The following is a 19,012-nucleotide window of genomic DNA, read 5'->3' as shown; positions in this document are numbered from 1 at the left end:
TTGGCAAAAATACAAAAAAGCTCCGGATGTGAGTATCCGGAGCTATATATAATTTTGCCGGGAATCGGCTGGGGCTAGCTAAACAGCGGCCACTGACACCGGAGTCGGGGTAAGTGCAAACGCCTCCGCTAGCAGCTCGTAGGAGCGGAGGCGGTCGGCAAAGTCGTAGGTGATTGTTACGGCTACTACTTCATCAACACCGTACTGCTGAGCTAGCTCGGTTAGCTGGGCTTTGAGCTGCGTTGGTGTGCCACTTACAATGCGCTGCCGGTGGTAGACCATTCGCTCTTGTTCAGCCGCCGAATATTGGTAATCTTTAATTTCTTCGTAAGGCCCCATGGGCTGTAGGTTGCCGCGCTCCAGCCGGAGCATCTGTAGGGCCAGGGACTCATGCAGTTGGCGGGCTTTCTCCTCAGTGTCAGCGCAGAGTACAAAAATAGCCACGTTGGCCAAAGGCTGCTGCAAGTGGACCGAGGGCTTAAACCGATCCTGGTACATCCTCACCATCTGCGGCCCGCCATTAGGGTTAATGAAGTGAGCGAAGGAAAAGGCCATGCCCAGGTAGGCCGCAAACAGCCCGCTCTGCCCGCTGGAGCTCAGAATCCAGGGCTCGGGCACGGTTTCGGCCCGGGGCGAGGCTTTCACCTTTTCCTGAATCGAACCGACCTCATCGGCGTCGGTCAGGTAGCGGCTCAAATCCATGAGCTGCTCGATAAAATCGTTTTCGGCGAAGTTATTTGCCGGGTTCAGCACCGAGGCGGTGAGGCGGTCGGAGCCCGGGGCCCGGCCTATGCCCAGGTCGATACGGCCGGGGAAGAGGGTTTCGAGCATCCGAAAGTTCTCGGCCACCTTCAGGGCGCTGTAGTGGGGCAGCATCACGCCGCCCGAGCCCAGGCGGATGCGGCTGGTAACGCCGCCAAGGTGAGCCAGCAGCACTTCGGGCGTGGAGCCAGCCAGCGTGGCTGTGTTATGGTGTTCCGAAACCCAGTAACGGGTGTAGCCCAGGCGGTCGGCCAGCTGGGCCAGCTCCACGGTTTCGAGGATGGCCTGCCGGGCCGTGCCGCCCTGCCGCACCGGCGACTGGTCCAGGATGCTAAGGCAAAGAGGTTGGTGGTTCATAGTCAGAGAGGAAAAGCCGCTGGCCCGCTATACGAGGGCGTTCGGGCATTCAGTAGCCTATAAAACCAGGTTGGGGCCGAGTAGGTTTAGCGGCAGCTTGGCCCACCTCCTGTTATTTCGCCCCGACCAGCACCGGGGGAGCGGCAGGCTTGCAGGCGGCGTTGGAGGTGCGCAACGGCAATTCCGGAATAAAGAACGTGGCCACCCACCCACAGAGCACCAGGCAGAGCGTGCAGAAGTACACCCGGGAAATACCGTGGGCAAAGGCCGCCCGAACTTCCGGCGTAGGCGGTGCCGCTGGGGCCACCGCTGTCCGACTTTCAGCGTGAGCCGCTACAGTGGAAGCCAGGGCCGGCGCTGCTGTGGCGGGCAGGGTCTGGGCCAAACTCAAGGTTAACACCGTGCCGAGCAGGGCCGCGGCCATGGCTCCGCCAATCTGCCGGAAAAACTGGCAGGCTGAAGTGGCCTGGCCGGTAAAGCCGGGCTCAATGGCGTTCTGAATAGCCAGCGTATAGAGCGGCATGCTGGGGCCCAAGCCGACGCCGCAAATCAGCACGTAGAGCAGCACCTGCTGGTAGGAAGCCGTGGCCGGCATGGTTGCCAGCAAGGCCTGCCCAGTAATCAAAATCAGGCCACCGCCCAGCATCCAGCGCTTGTAGTGGCCGAAGCGCGCCACCATCTGGCCCGCCAGCATCGAGCCGCTCACCACGCCCATCGACAGCGGAATCAGACTCACCCCGGCCTGGGTAGCCGACACGCCCACCACGTTGACCATGAACAGGGGTTCGAAGATGACGATGCTCAGAAAGGCCCCACCGAGCAGAAACAGGGCAATGTTGGCGGAGCGAAAAACCGGGTTGCGAAACAGCGTGAAGTCCAGAATCGGGTTGGGTGAGTGCAACGACCGGAACACGAACAGCAGCATGGCCAGGGCCGCGCCGCCCAGCAAGCCCAGTGTGAGCGGGGAGGTCCAGCCGTACACGGCCTTGTTGAGTTGCAAGCCCAGCACCAGCGGCACCAGGCTCATAATCAGTAGCAGGGCCGAGAGGTAATCCAGCGGCTTTTTCTCGCCCCGGGGCTTGAGGCGGGGCATGCGCGAAAGGATAAACCACAGCGCCAGCAAGCCCAGCGGAAGGTTGACGTAAAACACCAGCCGCCAGCCCGCAATGCCCGGAATCAGGCCCGAGCCGTGGTCGGTGAGCAGGCCGCCCAGAAACGGGCCCAGTACCGAAGCCGTGCCAAACGTGGCGCCCACGAAGCCCTGGTACTTGCCCCGCTCGGCCGGTGAAAACAAATCGGCAATGATGATAAAGGCCATAGCCAGCAGCCCGGCCCCGCCCAGGCCCTGCAGAGCCCGGAAGATGATGAGTTGACTCATTCCGTCGCCGAGCAGGGGCAGCGTGCCAAACTCGCCGGCTAAGCCGCACAGAGCCGAGCCGGTCAAAAAAATCAGGATGGCGGTGACCTCAATGTTGCGGCGCGAGTACATGTCGGCCAGCTTGCCATACACCGGCACCAGGGCTGTGCTGGCCACCAGGTAAGCCGTAGCTACCCAGGCAAACCGGTCGAAGCCGTGCAAGTCGGCCACAATGCGGGGCAGGGCCGTCGAAACGATGGTTTGGTCGAGGGAGCTCAGGAACAGGGCGAGCAGCACCCCAGCCAGCGTGAGCATCTTGCTGCGCTGGGTTAGATTTTCGGTCATGGCCCGAAGGTACGGTAGAAACGGCGGCGCGGTCCGAACTTTCCACGGTTTCAGCGCAGCTCAACCGTGGAAATCGGGCTTTTTGGCCCTGAAAATACCCCTGTACGCAGGACCGTAAGAAAAGTGCGCCCGTATCTTTGCCGCGCTTATGGACTTTCTCGACGCGACGCTGGCGCTACTCTGCGCCTTTGCTTTTCTGGCCGGTTTTATCGACTCTATCGTGGGCGGCGGCGGCCTGATTCAGCTGCCGGCCATGCTGCTGCTCTTGCAGGGCGTACCGGTGCCTACCATTCTGGGCACGGGCAAAGTGTCGTCTATTGCGGGCACGGCGGCAGCCCTGCGGCGCTACATGGGTCAGGTGCCCATCCGCTGGCGGGCCGTGGGCGCGGCCGCCGTTACGGCCGGCATTTTCTCTTTTTTGGGGGCCCGGCTGGTGAGTTTGCTGCCCAGTGAGCTGCTGCGCCCCCTGGTGCTGGGCCTGCTGGTCGTTATTGCCATCTACACCTTCTGGCGCAAGGATTTCGGCGCCATTCATGCCCCACGTCTGCCCGAGCGCAAGGAGCCGCTCTACGGTGTGGCCATTGGCCTGGTCATCGGCTTCTACGACGGGTTTTTCGGACCCGGCACCGGCAGCTTTCTGCTCTTTGCCTTCGTGGGCTTGTTCGGCTATGACTTCCTGAGTGCCTCGGCCTCCTCGAAAATGGTCAACGTAGCTACCAACCTGACCAGCCTGGCCTATTTTGCCTACACCGGCCACATCATCTGGCACATTGCTCTGCCCATGGCTGCCTGCAACATGCTGGGCTCCACGCTCGGGGCCCGCATGGCGCTCAAGCAGGGCGTAGGCTTCGTGCGGGTGCTGTTCCTGGTCGTCGTCTGCGGCATCATCCTCAAGCTAGGCTGGGAAACCTTCAAGGCTGCTTAGCGACGGCCCTTCGTCGTCCTCAGTTGCCGGGTTCAGAACGACATTTGGCTAACTCAAAACACTTCTTGGTGAATTGAAACCACCGTTTTCTTGAACATAATCAGACGACTAGGAACAGGTAGGTACATGCTGTTACCTTAGCTCCGTACATGGCAAAGGCTACCTTTACTGACGTCTCTTATGCGCCTCTCTACCGTCCTGTTCTGCGTGCTGTTCTTCTGTTCCTGCACGGATCAGGCGAAACAGACCACCGTAATTCCTTGTACTGGTACGTTGTATGAAATAGCACTCGACTCAACGGTTCATACCTACATTGAGCAGTATATCACGAAAGTAGCGCAAGCAGAAGTAGATGCTAAGGAAGCCGTGGTAGCGGTAACCTGGATGGGCATCTTTGGCGGGCAACGTGTGTACATCAGCCAGTCGGGCATCCATCCCAAAACGCAACAGCACTACCCTCAATTCTGGGCGCGCCACCGGGGCTACCTTGTCTTTGTCTATGACTCGAAGCATTCTGATCAATTAGTCAATCCGCAGGCCTTGCAACAGGAAATCGATCAGGTCTTGCAACAAGAGCACATAAAGCTGGAGACGGATCCGGGTCTTATCTATGAGCCGCTGCCATGGCGCATCACGGAAAGAGAGGGCAAAGTGCAAATTGATACGTCGCAAATGCTGCCCAAAGTACCGTTTTCGTGAACTAGGGAAGTTATCTAGATAGCGCTCACATTCTGCTCCATTTTATGCTAACTGCTCAAAGAGGTGATCTTGTTGAATTGAACGGCCTCCCATGTGTCATTATCGCCTTGGCTGGGGAATTCATTGGGGACGAAGCAGTGCCTGAGGAACACGTTGCAATATGGTACGGCGACCTCGAAGCCAAACCTATCTGGGAGGGAGGCACCGGCAACGTTAGAACCAAAGTATGGACAGTGCCATTGGAGTACTGTGTACCTGGCCAAATTCCCACAGTCCTGCACTAACGTGTGGTGCCTCGTTTGGACCGTTTTCCTGAACTGTACATTTGGCCTATGGCAATGAAGAATACGACCCGGGCGGAATTAGCCGCCAACATCAAAAAGCATCGGTGGTTGGTGTTCAGCGTTGTGGGAGACACCCAGCCGTTATATTCCTACACAGTAGGCTTGTTCGAAACATTCGGGCATCCGGAGGTGGTGCTCTCCGGGTTGGACATTGATCTGGCGCAAGACCTGCTTAATGACATTGGCAACACCGTGGCCCAGGGCTTGGTGCGGGAACCCGATGGCCTGTACGATGACGTGCTCGACAACTACCCGTGCTTGTTTAAGGCGGTGCCAGTCACGGCCTACGAACAGTACTTTGGCAGGGCTTTAGTTTTTTACGGGGACTCTACTTTCCCCGTCCTACAATGCCTATGGCCCGACGCCCAAAGTCGGTTTCCAGGAGATGAGGACTATAACCCTTTCAATCAGGAAGCCTTATTCAAGTAGTAAATCTTCGTTCCCGAACGACCGTTTATTTGAACGCTCAAATGCTATCTGATTCTAACTCGTACCACTTGGTTGAGATGCAGCTTGATCTGCAGTACCGGTGGGTGATAGAAAATTGTCTCCTGCATGGTGACAGTATCGCCATTGGGTCGGATGTGCCGTCCTATTATCCGACTGTTACTAAGAGGTAGGGCATGCTGCTTAGCAAACGCTTGCAGGTCCAAGGGCGGGTTCTGAGCACATGTACTTGCGACCACTAACACTTGATAGGCACCCAACTGCACCAGATCACAGGGCTCTAGGATCTGTAGTACAGTTGTCGTACCGATCAAGGAAGACATTTTCACTTCCGTGCTATCGCCTTGCTCAGTCACTTCCAGGTGATACAGCTGAGTTGAATCAATGGGGTTATGCAGGATATACGCCATAAGCTTCTCCTGCACGGTGACATTATCTAGTACAGCATAATGCAAGAGAGGCTTCTTCGTACAAGAGACCAGTAGGAAGATCATACCGAACCATTTCAACATAGAGCTATTGTGTAGCAGGGGCGGAAGATATACACTTGTCCTAGCAGTAGCCTTACGTTAAGTCGAGCAACTGGAGAATAGCTGCGTAAATGACCGTTTTCGTATACAAGACTGCACTAGTGAGTTCAGTCGATGATCAGCCGGTTAAGCTATCTGCTTTCGGTGGTATGAGACCAGAGCTTCCAGCGGCGTTTTGTGGTGGTTGGGGGTGAACCTTCCACAAATCCCACGACGAAGCTCATAATGGCTGGTATAGCTTTTCCCTGCACCAAGGCTGGCGTGAACCTCAAGGTGGAGACAATCTCATTCACCTCGGGTCGGATGAGCTCATTCGTTACGTGCAGCCGCAAGCAAGAGGGGGTGCCCCGCTCATCCAGAAGAACCCGGATGTAAGCAACACCTACGTGGTCTTTGGGCACATTATAGGTCCGTAACCGCTCTTTGCCAGCCGTAATTTGGGGTGGTTGGTCGAATAAGACTACCCCTGCTTTGCCGGCCATCCAGGCGTCGTAGCGAACATACATCGAATCGCAGGAAGCTTGTGCCTTACATTCTACAGTGCCCAGCGCTGCCAACAGAAAAAGTACTGCGTTTCGCATCATGTTAGTAAAATAACGCTCGTTTCTCTGAACCGCTCCCTGTGAGTACTGACAAGCACAGTAAACACCCTCCACTATTCAGGTTGGGTTCAAAAAACTCGTTCACGAAATCAAAGTTCAATAGACGCAACCGGGGATAAGTTTCGTGAACTCCGGCGTAGCGTGTTTCTGCGGCCGGCACGTGGAGTGAGGAGCAGATAGAACAGGCCCCGGCTCTCCGGCTATTCGGGCTGCTTGTCAGGGCCGATGTTGGCGGGTGGCTTGCAATTTTGGCAGCCGTTCTAGTTGGACCCTTTAGCTAATCGAAAACACTCCTTGGCGAATCGAAAATACTATTGGGCAAACTGAAAACCCCTCTTGACCAATGCAAAACACGAGTAGATCACACCCAACCGCCCGCTACAGCAGCTGCCTCAGGTCACTGAAAGCATTAAGCCGGGCCTCGTAGTCGGGGGCCGTGCCGAAGCCGTAGGCGGCAAAAATGAACGGCAGGCCGTTGGCCCGGCAGGCGCTATGGTCGCCTTCGGTGTCGCCCACGTAGGCAGGCTTCTGCAAACCAAACTGCTCCACGATTTCGCGGATGTTGTCGGCCTTGGGCAGGTTTTTGGTCCCAAAGCACTGGTGGCCTTCGAAGAACTCGCTGGTCTGGGTGTGCTCCAGAAAGGCCTCAATGTAGCCCGTCTGGCAGTTGCTGACGATGAAGAGCCGGTACTTCCGGCGCAGGTACTCCAGCGTTTCGCGCAGCTCCGGATACGGCACGCCGCCCCGCTCTTGGGCGCTACGCAGCTCCTCGACAGCACAAATCAAGCGGAATTCCTCCCGCTGCTCCTTGCTCAGATAGGGAAACAGCCGCTCGTACACTACCGGATACGGCTGCCCAGTCACGGCCCGCACGGCCTCCAGCGTCAGCTCGGTATGCACGTAGTCGACTTGCTGCTGGGCCCGGCGGAAACCCTCGGTTACGGTGGCGGTGGCGTCCCAGAGGGTGCCGTCCAGATCAAAAATCAGGCTGTCTAGTTGAAGCTGCATCAAGGCCAAAGTTGGTGGAATTAGGGCTTCAAAACCGAAGCCCCAAGCTGCTATAACCCCCGCCGGACCGGTTTTGTTGGCCTACGGGCTTGGCTGACGACCACAAAAAAGCGGGGTCACCTTGCCAGGCGGCCCCGCTTTTTTCAAATTCAATAGTGTTTACTCGTCGCGGCTGGGCAGGCCGGGCGCGGCGTTGCCCTGGCTGCCGGTGGCGTTGGGTACGCCCATTTTCTCTTCGCGCTTGCGCTGGTACTTGGCAAACTGGTCGGGGGCCAGCACGTCCTTCAGCATCGCCAGGCGTGACTGCCCGATGTCGTCTACCACGGCGTTGAGCTTGCGCACGTCGGCGCGGTATTGCAGGCGGGCTGTTTCCACGTTGCGCACACTGGTCAGGTTAATCTGGCGTACTTTCTCGGTTTGGGCCGGCGTCAGGTTCAGGCCCTGGCGCATGTTGTCGGTCAGGGCGTTGGCCTTGGCCTCTACTTTTTCGGCCGAGGGCGCAGGGGCGGGCTTGGGGGCCGCGGCGGGTTTAGCAGGTGCCGTGGTCTTGGTTTTCACCGTGGTGCCGGCCACCTCGGTCTTGGTTTTGGTTTTAACGGGGGCCGTCTGGGCCTGGGCTACGGCCGCCGAAAGCAGAAGGGAGGCCAGCAAAGAGGGTTTCATTGTCATCCGGTATGTCAGGGCAAAAAGGCCGGTTATTTCGTATTGATAGAACCTAGCCCACGTAAAGATGGTGCCAAAAATGACACAACAGCGCCAATAACGCGACAGTTGCCGGTTTTCTTGCCCCGCGGCCTCGGCCCCGAGTGTAACCTTTCCGGCCGGGTTTGCTTACAAGAGAGCTATGAAGCGACAATCCCGAAATAACTGGCTGGCTGCCGCGGGCGCCGGCGTTTTGATGGCCGCCGCCACGCTGTTCGTCAACCGCCGCGGCTCCTACGACCTCAACGGCCGTGTAGTGCTCATCACCGGCGGCTCCCGCGGCCTGGGTCTGGTGCTGGCCCGGCAGGCCGTAGTGGAAGGTGCCCGGGTGGCCATCTGCGCCCGCGACGCCGACGAACTGGAGCGCGCCCGCCAGGATTTGCGGGCCTGCGGTGCGTCCGAAGACGACGTGCTGACGTTGGCTCACGACATCACCAACGAAACGGAAGTGCGGGCCATGGTGGCCGAAGTAGAAGGACGCTTCGGCCCCATCGACGTGCTCATCAACAACGCCGGTATTATCCTTGGCGGCCCACTCGAAAATATGGAGGTGCGCGACTATGAGGAGTGCATGAACCTGCATTTCTGGGCCCCGCTGCACGCCATGTACGCCGTGCTGCCCAGTATGCGCCGCCGCGGCGCGGGCCGCATCGTCAATATTTCCTCCTTGGGCGGCAAGGTGGCCTTGCCCCACCTGATGCCCTACAGCGCCAGCAAGTTTGCCCTCGTAGGCCTCTCAGAAGGCTTTCGGGCCGAACTGAAGCAGTACGACATCAGCGTCACCACGGTGTGCCCGGGCCTGATGCGCACCGGCAGCCCCGGCCACGCTATGGTCAAGGGGCAGCAGCAGAAAGAATACGCCTGGTTTAGCGTGGCCGATTCTCTGCCCGGCATCACCATGAGTGCCGACCAGGCCGCCCGTCAAATCTGGAATGCCTGCCGCCGCGGTGACAGCGAAGTTATTCTTTCTCTACCGGCCAAGCTGCTGGCCGCCTTCCACGGGCTGCTGCCCGGCACCACCACCGATATTCTGAGCTGGCTCAACCGCGCCCTGCCCGCTACCGGCGAAAGTCCCGTCGCCAACGTGCGCCGCACCGGCTACGAAAGTGAGTCGGCCATCAGCCGTTCCCCCCTGACGATTCTCACCCGCAAGGCAGCTGAGGAGAACAACGAGTAAGTTGTTTGTTGTCAGTTGTTAAGCTTGATGGTTGAAAATCAGGCTACCCGGTGCCGCCCGCAACGCGCTACTGGTGTTCCCGGCTAAACTTGGCTAAGCAAAGCCCCCTGTTACGATTGACAGGGGGCTTTGCTTATCTATGCCTGCCACCTGTTAGGGGCTATGCAGGCTGCCTACCCAATAGCCACTTCTACCTACGCTGATCTGTCAACCAAACTGGTTCAGGCGCGCGTTAGGCGGCGCTGGGGCGTGCGGCGTCGGCGCTGCCACAGCACAAAGCCCGTTAGGCTAAGCAGGGCTGGGGACAGGCCGCCGACGGTCCACAGAAGTTTACTCAGTACGCCGCCAAACTGCCCGAAATGCAGCGTCAGCGCCACTAGTTCCGCCTGTTCGCCCACCCCGGCCTGCCGCACGTCGGCCGCTTTCAGAACCTGGCCGGTACGGGCCGAGAGTTCCACAGTCTGACTGAAGTTGCCGTAGAGGGGCCGGTCGGCCAACCGGCCTAAGGCCTTGACCACCGTATCGGCGGCGGTACGGGGCAGAGCAAGGCCCTGCAGTTTGAAGCCGGGCACGGCCCGAGCCGCCCGGCGGGCTAGGGTGTCGAGGGATACGGCTACCAGGGGCTGGGCAACCGAGGGCTTTTCCGGGGCCGCTGCGTACGTCGCGGGCAGGAAAGTATAGCGCAGCATCCATAGGCCACTAGCTCCCATCAAGAGGTTGAACAGCAAAGCCCACACGCCCACCACCCGGTGCAGGCCGGAGGAGGCCGCGCGCCAGTTTTTCCAGCTGAGCTTGGGCCGCAACAGCAGTACCGGCAGCAGGTGTTTGCGGTACACGACGGCTCCGGTGAGCACACTCAGCAGCAAGGCCATGCCCAGCAGGGCCACCGTCAGTTCGCCGCCCTTGCCCGCCAGCAAACTATAGTGCACTCCCAGTAGCCAGCCGAAAAGATGTTCCCGGGCGTAGCGCTGGCCCAGATACTGTCCCGTGTACGGGTCAAAGTAAGCCAGCGTCCAGGTGTGGTCGGGCTGGTCCACACTGACTTCCACCGCGTCGGTCGGCACTGTGGGAATACGGCGCAGGCGCAGGTAGGCAGGGTGCGGGAAGTGCCGGCGCGCCTCGGCCAGCACCCGGTCCAGGGAAGACCGGGCGCCGGGCGGCGCGGTTACCTGTAGCAGGCGTGGGTTGAGGGCGTGGTCCAGCTCGGGCTCAAACAGCAGCACTACTCCGCTCAGGCTTACCACCAGCAGCAACCCGCCCGTCAGCAGGCCCAGCCAGCTGTGCAGAGCAAATAAGCGGCGGGTAAGCGTGGCGCGCGACATGGCAGTAGCTAGCGCTTAGAAGGTGTAGCCCGCCGTCAGACGGAAGGAACGGCCGTTGCCCACCCACACGATGTCGCGGAAAAACACCCCGGAGTAGTAGCGCGTGTCGGCCAGGTTGTAGGCATTCAGAGCCAGTGAAACCTGCTTGTGCTGGTAATTTACCACCGCATCGAAGGTGGTGTAGGCCGGAATCGAGAAGCCCGAGTCGAAGCTGTAGCGTTTGCCGACGTGGTAAGCGCCGCCGCCAATGCCGAGGCCCGCCAGCGCGCCGCGCTGCAGCGTGTACACGGCCCAGAGGTTGCCCGAGTGGTTGGGCGCATTCTCAAACCACGGCGAGCCGTAGGGCTGGTCGGGGTTGCCGTTCTTGGTGATGCGGGCCTCGTTGTAGGCGTAGTTGGTAATCAAATTCAGACCCGGCAGCACCCGGCCCGTCACCGACACTTCCACGCCCTTGCTGGTGGCTTCGTTGCCGGCAATCTGGCGCTGTCCGTCGGGGTCGGTGGGGTCGGTAGTCAGAATATTGACCTTACGGATGCGGTAGAAGGCCAGGGAGCCCACCAGGCGTCGGCCCAGCAGCTCGGTGCGGGCCCCCACTTCCCACTGCTTGCCAGTTTCGGGGTCGAAGGGGCCACCGGCGCGCGGCAGGTTAGAGTATTGGGGCTCGAAGCTCTGGCTGTAGGAACCGTAGAGGCTCAGTTCGGGCAGCGGCTGATATACCAAACCCGCCCGCGGCACGAACGCCGACACCGACGACGTATCCCGGGTGAGTACCACGGCCGCGGCCGGGTCACTAACCTGTTCGGTACGGTCCTGGTCGAGGCTGCTGCTGCGGTAGGTGTCGTAGCGCAGGCCCAGCACGGCTTTCAGCTGGTCGGTGAGCGTGAGTTGGTCCTGCACGTAGGCGCCCACAAACCGGGTGGGGTTTTCGTAGCGGGCGTTGTAGCCCTCGCCGCGGTAAGTACCCCGGTCGAGGTTGCCATACTGCGGGCTAAAAATGTTCAGGCCCGCCACCCCCTCGTAGCTCTGGGCGTAGGTGTAGTGGCGCTGGGTGTTGCCGTAGTCGAAGCCAGCCAGCACGGTGTGCTCCACCGAGCCGGTAGTGGGTTTCCAGGTCAGGTAGCTGTTCACGAACACGTCGTGGTTGTAGTCATCGAAGTCGCGGAAGTGACGCTTAATGGTGCCTGTCGCCGCGTCGTAGCTGCGGCGGTTGATGTGGTGATACTGCTGCAGCGAGTTGTAGTAGCTGTAGCGGGCCAGCACGTGGAGGCTTAGCTTGTCAGTGAAGCGGTGCTGCCCCAGAAACTGGGCATTCACGATACGGTCAGTGCCCCTGTCATCCGAGTCGTGGTGGCTCCAGTCGCGCGGAAGCACGCCCAGGTCGCCGTTCACGGCCATAATGCCGCGGTTGTACCAGGTGCCGCCGTCCTCGTTCTGGTGGAAATACGACGTGGTCAGGGTCAGGTTGGTGCGGTCCGTAGGCCGGAACGTCAGGGAAGGGTTCAAAAAGAAGTTGCGGGTTTTCCAGTCCCGCATCTGGTGGTCGGTGCGCTCAGCCCCGGCCACTACGCGGTACAGCCAGCGGCCGTCAGCGGTGAGCGGACCAGTAGCATCGGCCACGCCGCGTAGCTGGTTGTAGCTGCCGTAAGTCAGGCGCACCTCGCGCCGGGCCTCGGCCTGGGGCAGCTTGGTGGTCTGGTTGATGATGCCACCCGGGGCCGCGAAGCCATACAGCACCGAGGCCGGCCCCTTAATGGCCTCTACGCTTTCCAGATTATAGGTGGGCTGGGGCGTGTACGACGAACTGCCCAGGCGCTGCCCGTTGAAGGCGAAGTTGCCGGTCGTAGACCGGAAGCCGCGCATGTTGAAGTCGTTGTAGCCTCCGAACTGGGTGATGCCGGCTAGGTTGCGGATGCTTTCCTGGAGCAGCTGCACTTGCTGGTCGCGCAGCACGGCCTCGGGCAGTACCTGCACGCTCTGCGGAATGTCGCGCAGGGGCGTCTCGGAGCGGGTAGCAATGTTGGTAGCGTCGCGCTGGTAAGCCGTGTAGCTGCGGCCCGTTACCGTGACTTCGCTCAAGCTGGTCGTATTGGCCTGCACTTCCACGTCCACGGTCGTGGCCTGGCCCGCAGTTACCACGACGGCTTGCTGCTGTGGGGTGTAGCCCACGCCCTGCACCACCAATGTGTAAGAACCGGCGGGCACGCGGGGCAAACGGTAGCGGCCTTGTTCATCGGCCGTGGTAGCTAGGTCGGTAGTCTGGAGTGCCACGGTCACAAAGGCCGCCGGTTGTCCGTCGGAGCGCCGGACTATGCCCGAGAGGGTACCAAAGTCGGCAGCTATTGCCTGAATGCTGAAAGTGCTCAGTAAAACACTGAGCCCAAGTCCGCTACGCAGCGAGGAAAAGTTCGCCATGTCTATTTAGAATGATTATCAATAGCGCAAAGGACGAGCTTGCATTCTAAACTATCAAGGCTATTTAGAATTATTATAAATTATTAATGAGGTTTTAATCTTCCCAAAATTGTCTGAGCAGTTCAGTTCTTACCGTTGAGCTGCTCGTACAAGCGGGCCAGCTAGTTCACCCAGTGCCTAGGAGGCAAAAAAAAAGACCTTGCTAGCGCAGCAAGGTCTTTTGTCGACGTAAGCAGAAAAACTGCTTGATTTAGTGCGAAAACACCGTGGTATAGGTCGTTACCGGGTTCGTGCCTTCCGAGTAGTTCAGCCGTAGGGTGGAGGCCGTCAGCTCGGCAATGGCATAACGACGCACGGTCTTATCCTGGCGTACGGTCAGCGAATCACCTTTGGCGTTGAGCTGCCAGGCACCGGTCGTCAGGGCAGGGGCGTCGGGTGAGGCTTTCAGGGCCCCTTCGTTTACGCTGTAGGCGCCGCCATCTTTGTATTCAATGGTATTATCCTGCACCCAGGGCTTGAGGCGGCCCAGCAGGCTGACCGTCGGCACCTCTGAGGAGCCCGGCGTAATCGTGCGCGAGGTAAGGTCCGTGAGGCGCCAGCCGCCAGCCGAGAGCAGGTCGGTGGCCGATTGAGATTTCACGGCTACTGCTTCCTGAACGGGCGCACTTACTTCTTCCAATTCTTTTTCACAGGCTGCCAACGACAAGGTAGCAGCCGCCAGGCTCAGGAAAATGGGCAGTTTCTTCATGAAAACGACAATAAGGTGAATGAAACATCACGCAATAACGCGTTGTAGCCGTGGGGCATAGGCACTGATTTTCTTCTTCCAACTACACAAACTCTCCGTCACACTTGCCTCCAAGTTGCTGACCTAACCCAAAGGTAAAACACTTCGTTCGGACTTTCGCGGAAAAAGACAATTATTCAAACATTTTGCCAGGAAAGTTCAACTCGACAAATCAAACATAAGATTTTGTGCTTGAGTGTATTGTAATACAGAAAAAGCCCTCCTATTAGGTGATAGGAAGGCTTTTTAAGAAACTAAATAGCACTATTCTATAGCGCTGGGAGCGGGCTGGCAGCGCGGGCAAATGTAGGTAGCCCGACCGCCAACGTAGCTTTTTTCTATCTCCACTTTTGGATGACGCGGGCAGAAGCGGTGCTGCTCGGTGCCGGGCGTGGCGGAGTCGTCCCATTCCCGGGCATGAATCAGAAAGGACGCCGGGAAATGGCGGTAGGTAGCTTCGTGCCCAATGGCAGTGCTCAACACCAGTTGGATAGCCGCTTGCAAAGCGGTAAAATCCTTGCCTGTGAGAGAGTTGGCCCGGCGCTCGGGATGGATTTTGGCCTGAAACAGCACCTCGTCCACAATCCAGTTGCCCAGCCCTGCCGTGATGCTTTGGTCGAGCAGCAAGGGCTTAATCATCATCTTTTTCGCGCCCAGCTTTTGCTGCAAATGTGCGGCCGTTACTTCCAGAGCGTCGGGGCCCAACTTCTTGGCTTTCTGGTAGTGGTCCACGCTTTCGGCGTGGCGGATGCGGCCAAATTTGCGCGGGTCGATGAAGGCTACGCGCATTCCGTCGGCCAGGTGCAGGGCCACGCGGGTAAAGCGCGGGGCGTCGTGGTCGTAGCGGTAGGCATTCACGTCGCCGGTCATGCCAAAGTGCAGAGCTAGGGCCGACCCGTCGCTCAGCTCGAGAAAGCAGTTTTTGCCGATGCGGCGTGTGCCCGTCACGTGCTGGCCCACTAGGCGCTGGCGCAGCGTGTCTTCGTCGGTGCCCAGCACGTGGGCGTCGCGCACTTCGAAGGCCGTAATAGGTTGGTGTAAAATAACTTCGTCGAGGAAGCGGCGGTAGGTTTCAACTTCGGGTAGTTCGGGCACGGGCGGAAAGTATGGGCGGAACAATAACTCCAAAGCCCCGTCGGCTCGCAGGCTAACGGAGGCTTTGGATAACATCCAACCGCCTACTGGAGTTGCACCGGAGCTTCGCTATTTGCCCGCCCTATAGCTCCAGCTGCCCGGCCACGACCACCACGCCCGGCCCGCCGATAGTCACCGACGCAATATCTTCCCGCGGTCCTGCCACCGTAACCAGCACCGTGCCGGGCCGGCCCATCCAGTGGCCCTGCTCGGCTACAAACTCGGCATTCTTGAGGTAGCCGTAGTGCCACAGAAATGCTGCCATACCGCCGGTCGCCGAACCCGTCACTGGGTCTTCGGCAATATCGGGTGGGGTGCCGAAGTGGCGGGCAAAGGTGTTGCCGGTGGTCGTGACGCCACCCAGGCAAAAGAGGTGGGGGCTGAAAAAGTCGCTGCTGAAGCGGTAGCGGGCAAAGGCGGCCGCATCGGGAATATGGGAGCGGCGCAGCGCGTCGTGGTCGCGCAGTAGCAGCATAAGCTGGGGCGTGCCCGTGCTAACGGTTTGTACCACAGAGCCTGGATATAAATCGTCAGGGGTGAGGCCAAACAGCGGCAATACGACGGCCGGGTCGTGCACCTGCCCGAATATCGGTTTGCGCTGGGTCATCAGCACTTGGGCCGGGCTGCCGGGAGTAGCCTCCACGGCAATGTTGATGGGCCCATCCAGTAATTCCAGCTGCAACTCGGTCCGCGGCTGAGTCAGGGGCAGGCGGCCGGCGTGCACTAGGGCGGTAACCGTCGCAATGGTGGGGTGGCCGGCCAGGGGAATTTCTTCGGCGGGCGTGAAATAGCGCACCCCAAACTCGGCTACCGCTGAGCGGCGCACGAAGGCCGTTTCCGACTGGTTGAACTCGCGGGCCAGGCGCTGCATGGTTTCGGCCGAGAGGTCGTCGGCATCGAGGACCACGGCGCAGGGGTTGCCGCCCAGGGCAGACGTGGTGAAGGCATCAACCAGCAGAAAGGGATAGGAAGGCATACGGCGTAGAAATAAGGAGTGGAGCCAGCAAAGCTAGCACCGGGCGGCGGATGCGCGAGGCCCGTCCGGGAAAAGAAAAAGGCCTGCTCCGAGTAGAGCAGGCCTTTTAGGCGAAAACCAAGATAGGTTACGACGGATCGGAAAGCAGGCCAACCTGCTGACCCTGGTTGTTGAACACTCCGCCGTTGGCACTGATATAGAGGCGGCGGTCCTGGCCGTCAACCAGAATGAAGGGGAAGTCCGAGCTGTTGGAGCGAGTCACGCGGCCCACCACTTGGGCAGTCGAGTTGTTCTGCATCCGAACTACGTTGAGCTTGCTGGTCAGGTAATAACGTTGCTCGGGAGCGTCACGGAATACGATTTGACCCACCACGTTCATGGGCACGGCCGGGTTAGAAACGGCCCGCACCGGCGTGCGCGTAGGCGCAACAGCTACCGGGGCGGCGGAAGGAGCCGTGGCGCGGCTGCTGGCGGCAATCTGGGTGTTGGCCTGCTGCCAACCCTTACCAATAGCCGCAAGGCGGGTAGAGCGGCCCGGGTGGGTGGGTGAAGCCTCCTCGTCCGAAACGACGGCCATACCGGCTTGCGCTTCAGCTAGGCTGGCGCCCATCTTGCGGAGCACAAAGCCCGAAAACTCGTCGGCTTCCAGCTCATCGGCCGGCTGGGAGCCGCCGGGGCGCAAGGTGTGGCCGTTGAGGTGGTGACCCATTTCGTGGGCCAAGATGCTGATACCGGCCCAGTCGGTGCGGCCAGCCCGGTTCACGGAGGCTACGAACTGCGGGTTGTAGAGCAGAAAGCGTTTGCCACTGTAGACTACTGCGGCGGCGTTTTGTACCTGGGTAGTGGCCTGCAACTCGAAGCGAGGCTTGAGGCCCACCACGTCGGTAATTTCGCGGAGCACGTCGCGGGTGCCGGTCTGCGCCTGCGCGGCGTTTGTTATAAGAAGCCACCCGGCAAGCATCAAACCTGCGAAGCGGCGGAACGTGCGATATTGGGTCATGGAAAAATCCTTTTGGCTGATAAACTACTAAGTCAAGAACCCTGCCGAAAATAAACCGTTTCCAGGGAGCTGCGGGGCTATTTTATAAACGTAAACCCGGCTGTTTTCGTGCTCATCGTTCCCTAAAATCTACGAAAGACCGATCCGTGACCCCGGGGAAAGCCTGTTTTGGGAGGAGTTACTTTTTCTAAAGAGCCCAAGAACGGCCACCGGGTTGCCTGCGGCTGGGGATAAAGCAAAGAGTCAGGCCGGAAGGGCTCCGACCTGACTCTTTTGCAGCGCGTTCTGCCGAAGTGGCGCTAGGCTTTGGCCAACTGCTTGGGCGCGGCGGCCGGAGCCGGCCGTTCCCCGATTTGCTGCCGCCACATGGCATAATACAGGCCTTTGAGGGCCAGCAACTCCTCGTGGCGGCCCTGCTCGGCGATGTGGCCGCGCTCCAGCACGAAAATTTTGTCGGCGTGCAGAATGGTGCTTAGGCGGTGGGCAATCAGGATGGTGATGTGCTGGCGGGAGCCCGACAATTCGCGCACGGTAGTGCTGATTTCTTCCTCGGTGAGGGAGTCCAGGGAGGAAGTGGCTTCGTCGAAAACCAGCAAGGTGGGGTGACGCAGCAGGGCGCGGGCAATGCTGAGGCGCTGCTTTTCGCCACCCGACACCTTCACGCCGCCTTCCCCAATCACCGTGTCGAGGCCGAGCGGGGCCCGGGCCAGCAGGCCGTCGGCGGCGGCTTGGTGCAGGGCGCGCAGGCACTCTTCGTCGGTGGCCTGGGGCGCGACGAAAAGCAGGTTTTCGCGAATAGTGCCGGCAAAGAGCTGGGTGTCCTGGGTTACAAAACCGATTTGCTCCCGGAGCTGGTCCAGGTCCAGCTCGGTGCCAGGAATGTTGTTGTAGCGAATCTGGCCGCTGGCCGGGGGGTAGAGGCCCACCAGCAGCTTGACCAGGGTGGTTTTGCCCGAGCCCGAGGGCCCCACGAAGGCTATGGTTTCGCCGAGCTTAGTTTCAAAGGAAATACCGTCCAGAGCCGAGGTGGCGGCCGAGAGGTGCTTGAAGCGCACGTCGTCGAAAGTCAGGGTCTGGATCTGGTCGATAACCTGGGGGTGGCTGGGTTTCACTTCCCGGGGCGTGTCGAGGATGAGCTGGTAGTTGGCCAGGGAAGCCTCTGTTTCGCGGTAGATGTTGATGATGCTGCCCATTTCCTGTAGCGGCCCGAAGATGGCGAAGGAGTAGATGAAGAACGAGAAAAACTCGCCCGGTGTAATCAGCTTCTGCACCACCAGAAACACGAGCATCAGCAGAATCACGTTGCGCATCAGGTTCACGAACGTACCCTGCACGAAGGACAAGGACCGTAGGTAGCGTACCTTTTTAAGCTCCAGCTTCAGGATCTTGTCGGTGGTCGTGTTCAGGCGGGTGGTTTCCTGTTGGGCCAGCCCCAGACTCTTAATCAGCTCAATGTTGCGCAGGCTCTCGGTAGTGGAGCCGGCCAGGGCCGTGGTTTCGGCCACGATGGTCTTCTGAATCACCTTGATGCGCCGGCTTAGAAAGAAGCTCAGCGTGCCCAGCAGCGGAATCGTCAGAAAGTATACCACCGCAATGGGCCAGTACACGCTGATGGCGTACCAGGTCACGAACAAAATGGCCACCAGGGAAATAAAGAGCACGTTGACGAAGCTCTGAATCAGGCGTTCTACGTCGGTGCGCACTTTCTGGAGCTTGCCCAGGGTTTCGCCCGAGCGTTGGTCCTCAAACACCTGGTAGGGTAAATCCAGGGAATGGCGCAAGCCGTCGGAGTAGAGCTGGGCCCCCAGGCGCTGGGTAATAACGTTGGTGTAGTAATCCTGGAAGTTCTTGGCAATGCGCGACACCATGGCCACGCCCAGGGCCTTGAGCACCAGCAGGCCCGCGCCGCTGAGTACGAAGGCCCAGAACGTTGGCGTCTGGGGGCTGCGCAGCGCCGGCGACACGTACCGGTCGATAATCTGTCGCAGAATATAGGGGTCGAGCAGGGAAAAAACCTGGTTGATGGCTGCCAGCAGCAACGCCAGGGCTAGCAGGCCCCAATAGTTGCGCAGGTAGCTGTAGAGAAGTTTCATGTGTGGTGTGGCGAGAGAGGAGAAAGAGTTCGG

General features: G+C 59.6%; 15 protein-coding genes. 4 read left to right on the top strand and 11 right to left on the bottom strand.

The features are described 5' to 3' along the window. Positions 1–78 precede the first annotated feature (78 nt). Complete coding sequence (locus tag MUN80_RS20565; RefSeq protein ID WP_244715854.1) at positions 79–1,119, bottom strand: LLM class flavin-dependent oxidoreductase; 1,041 nt, start codon at positions 1,117–1,119, stop codon at positions 79–81. Between the two features lie 112 nt (positions 1,120–1,231). After that, positions 1,232–2,821 carry an MDR family MFS transporter gene (locus MUN80_RS20560; protein WP_244715851.1) on the bottom strand — a complete coding sequence of 530 codons (1,590 nt, stop codon included), beginning with the start codon at positions 2,819–2,821 and terminating at the stop codon, positions 1,232–1,234. 148 nt (positions 2,822–2,969) lie between these two features. On the opposite strand from MUN80_RS20560, the gene MUN80_RS20555 reads away from it, so the two are divergent. From MUN80_RS20555 to MUN80_RS20545, 3 genes are all read left to right on the top strand, one after another. Beyond that, positions 2,970–3,746 (top strand): sulfite exporter TauE/SafE family protein, encoded by a 777-nt coding sequence (locus tag MUN80_RS20555; RefSeq protein WP_244715849.1) that lies wholly within the window; start codon positions 2,970–2,972, stop codon positions 3,744–3,746. 180 nt (positions 3,747–3,926) lie between these two features. Then, the gene (locus MUN80_RS20550) at positions 3,927–4,445 is read left to right on the top strand and encodes a hypothetical protein (protein WP_244715847.1); all 519 of its coding nucleotides are present in this window, start codon (positions 3,927–3,929) and stop codon (positions 4,443–4,445) included. 338 nt (positions 4,446–4,783) lie between these two features. Further along, a complete protein-coding gene (locus tag MUN80_RS20545) occupies positions 4,784–5,218 on the top strand; it encodes a DUF4262 domain-containing protein (protein ID WP_244715845.1) in 435 nt (144 codons plus the stop codon). A 1,528-nt stretch (positions 5,219–6,746) separates the two neighbouring features. Here MUN80_RS20545 and MUN80_RS20540 read toward each other — a convergent pair. Beyond that, the gene (locus tag MUN80_RS20540) at positions 6,747–7,376 is read right to left on the bottom strand and encodes an HAD family hydrolase (RefSeq protein WP_244715843.1); all 630 of its coding nucleotides are present in this window, start codon (positions 7,374–7,376) and stop codon (positions 6,747–6,749) included. 159 nt (positions 7,377–7,535) lie between these two features. Next, positions 7,536–8,039, bottom strand: a complete 504-nt coding sequence (locus tag MUN80_RS20535) for a DUF4890 domain-containing protein (protein WP_244715841.1) — start codon at positions 8,037–8,039, stop codon at positions 7,536–7,538. A 181-nt stretch (positions 8,040–8,220) separates the two neighbouring features. On the opposite strand from MUN80_RS20535, the gene MUN80_RS20530 reads away from it, so the two are divergent. Next, positions 8,221–9,255, top strand: coding sequence for an SDR family NAD(P)-dependent oxidoreductase (locus MUN80_RS20530; RefSeq protein ID WP_244715839.1), 1,035 nt, complete (start codon positions 8,221–8,223; stop codon positions 9,253–9,255). 221 nt (positions 9,256–9,476) lie between these two features. On the opposite strand, the gene MUN80_RS20525 is transcribed toward MUN80_RS20530, so the two are convergent. The 7 genes from MUN80_RS20525 to MUN80_RS20495 form a co-directional block, all read right to left on the bottom strand. After that, positions 9,477–10,577, bottom strand: coding sequence for a PepSY-associated TM helix domain-containing protein (locus MUN80_RS20525; RefSeq protein WP_244715837.1), 1,101 nt, complete (start codon positions 10,575–10,577; stop codon positions 9,477–9,479). 15 nt (positions 10,578–10,592) lie between these two features. After that, positions 10,593–12,989, bottom strand: a complete 2,397-nt coding sequence (locus tag MUN80_RS20520; protein WP_244715835.1) for a TonB-dependent receptor — start codon at positions 12,987–12,989, stop codon at positions 10,593–10,595. 250 nt (positions 12,990–13,239) lie between these two features. Next, a complete protein-coding gene (locus tag MUN80_RS20515) occupies positions 13,240–13,737 on the bottom strand; it encodes a hypothetical protein (RefSeq protein WP_244715833.1) in 498 nt (165 codons plus the stop codon). Positions 13,738–14,040: 303 nt separating this feature from the next. Next, positions 14,041–14,871, bottom strand: coding sequence for a DNA-formamidopyrimidine glycosylase (gene mutM / locus MUN80_RS20510; RefSeq protein WP_244715831.1), 831 nt, complete (start codon positions 14,869–14,871; stop codon positions 14,041–14,043). A 121-nt stretch (positions 14,872–14,992) separates the two neighbouring features. Continuing rightward, positions 14,993–15,886, bottom strand: coding sequence for a PhzF family protein (locus MUN80_RS20505; protein ID WP_244715829.1), 894 nt, complete (start codon positions 15,884–15,886; stop codon positions 14,993–14,995). Positions 15,887–16,013: 127 nt separating this feature from the next. Continuing rightward, positions 16,014–16,886: a M48 family metalloprotease gene (locus MUN80_RS20500; protein ID WP_244715827.1), complete on the bottom strand. Its 873-nt coding sequence runs from the start codon at positions 16,884–16,886 to the stop codon at positions 16,014–16,016. 299 nt (positions 16,887–17,185) lie between these two features. Then, on the bottom strand, positions 17,186–18,979 hold the full coding sequence (locus MUN80_RS20495) for an ABC transporter ATP-binding protein (RefSeq protein WP_244715825.1): 1,794 nt from the start codon (positions 18,977–18,979) through the stop codon (positions 17,186–17,188). Positions 18,980–19,012 lie beyond the last annotated feature (33 nt).

This window comes from Hymenobacter cellulosivorans (assembly GCF_022919135.1).
Taxonomy (GTDB): Bacteria; Bacteroidota; Bacteroidia; order Cytophagales; family Hymenobacteraceae; genus Hymenobacter; species Hymenobacter cellulosivorans.
The sequence above is the reverse complement of the archived record's forward strand: the minus strand, read 5'-3'. Positions and strand labels throughout refer to the sequence as shown.

What these genes read in the sequence shown, in the direction of transcription:
- MUN80_RS20565 (WP_244715854.1), bottom strand. Translation starts at nt 1,119, where the DNA reads ATGAACCACCAACCTCTTTGCCTTAGCATCCTGGACCAGTCGCCGGTG.
- MUN80_RS20560 (WP_244715851.1), bottom strand. Translation starts at nt 2,821, where the DNA reads ATGACCGAAAATCTAACCCAGCGCAGCAAGATGCTCACGCTGGCTGGG.
- MUN80_RS20555 (WP_244715849.1), top strand. Translation starts at nt 2,970, where the DNA reads ATGGACTTTCTCGACGCGACGCTGGCGCTACTCTGCGCCTTTGCTTTT.
- MUN80_RS20550 (WP_244715847.1), top strand. Translation starts at nt 3,927, where the DNA reads ATGCGCCTCTCTACCGTCCTGTTCTGCGTGCTGTTCTTCTGTTCCTGC.
- MUN80_RS20545 (WP_244715845.1), top strand. Translation starts at nt 4,784, where the DNA reads ATGAAGAATACGACCCGGGCGGAATTAGCCGCCAACATCAAAAAGCAT.
- MUN80_RS20540 (WP_244715843.1), bottom strand. Translation starts at nt 7,376, where the DNA reads ATGCAGCTTCAACTAGACAGCCTGATTTTTGATCTGGACGGCACCCTC.
- MUN80_RS20535 (WP_244715841.1), bottom strand. Translation starts at nt 8,039, where the DNA reads ATGAAACCCTCTTTGCTGGCCTCCCTTCTGCTTTCGGCGGCCGTAGCC.
- MUN80_RS20530 (WP_244715839.1), top strand. Translation starts at nt 8,221, where the DNA reads ATGAAGCGACAATCCCGAAATAACTGGCTGGCTGCCGCGGGCGCCGGC.
- MUN80_RS20525 (WP_244715837.1), bottom strand. Translation starts at nt 10,577, where the DNA reads ATGTCGCGCGCCACGCTTACCCGCCGCTTATTTGCTCTGCACAGCTGG.
- MUN80_RS20520 (WP_244715835.1), bottom strand. Translation starts at nt 12,989, where the DNA reads ATGGCGAACTTTTCCTCGCTGCGTAGCGGACTTGGGCTCAGTGTTTTA.
- MUN80_RS20515 (WP_244715833.1), bottom strand. Translation starts at nt 13,737, where the DNA reads ATGAAGAAACTGCCCATTTTCCTGAGCCTGGCGGCTGCTACCTTGTCG.
- MUN80_RS20505 (WP_244715829.1), bottom strand. Translation starts at nt 15,886, where the DNA reads ATGCCTTCCTATCCCTTTCTGCTGGTTGATGCCTTCACCACGTCTGCC.
- MUN80_RS20500 (WP_244715827.1), bottom strand. Translation starts at nt 16,886, where the DNA reads ATGACCCAATATCGCACGTTCCGCCGCTTCGCAGGTTTGATGCTTGCC.
- MUN80_RS20495 (WP_244715825.1), bottom strand. Translation starts at nt 18,979, where the DNA reads ATGAAACTTCTCTACAGCTACCTGCGCAACTATTGGGGCCTGCTAGCC.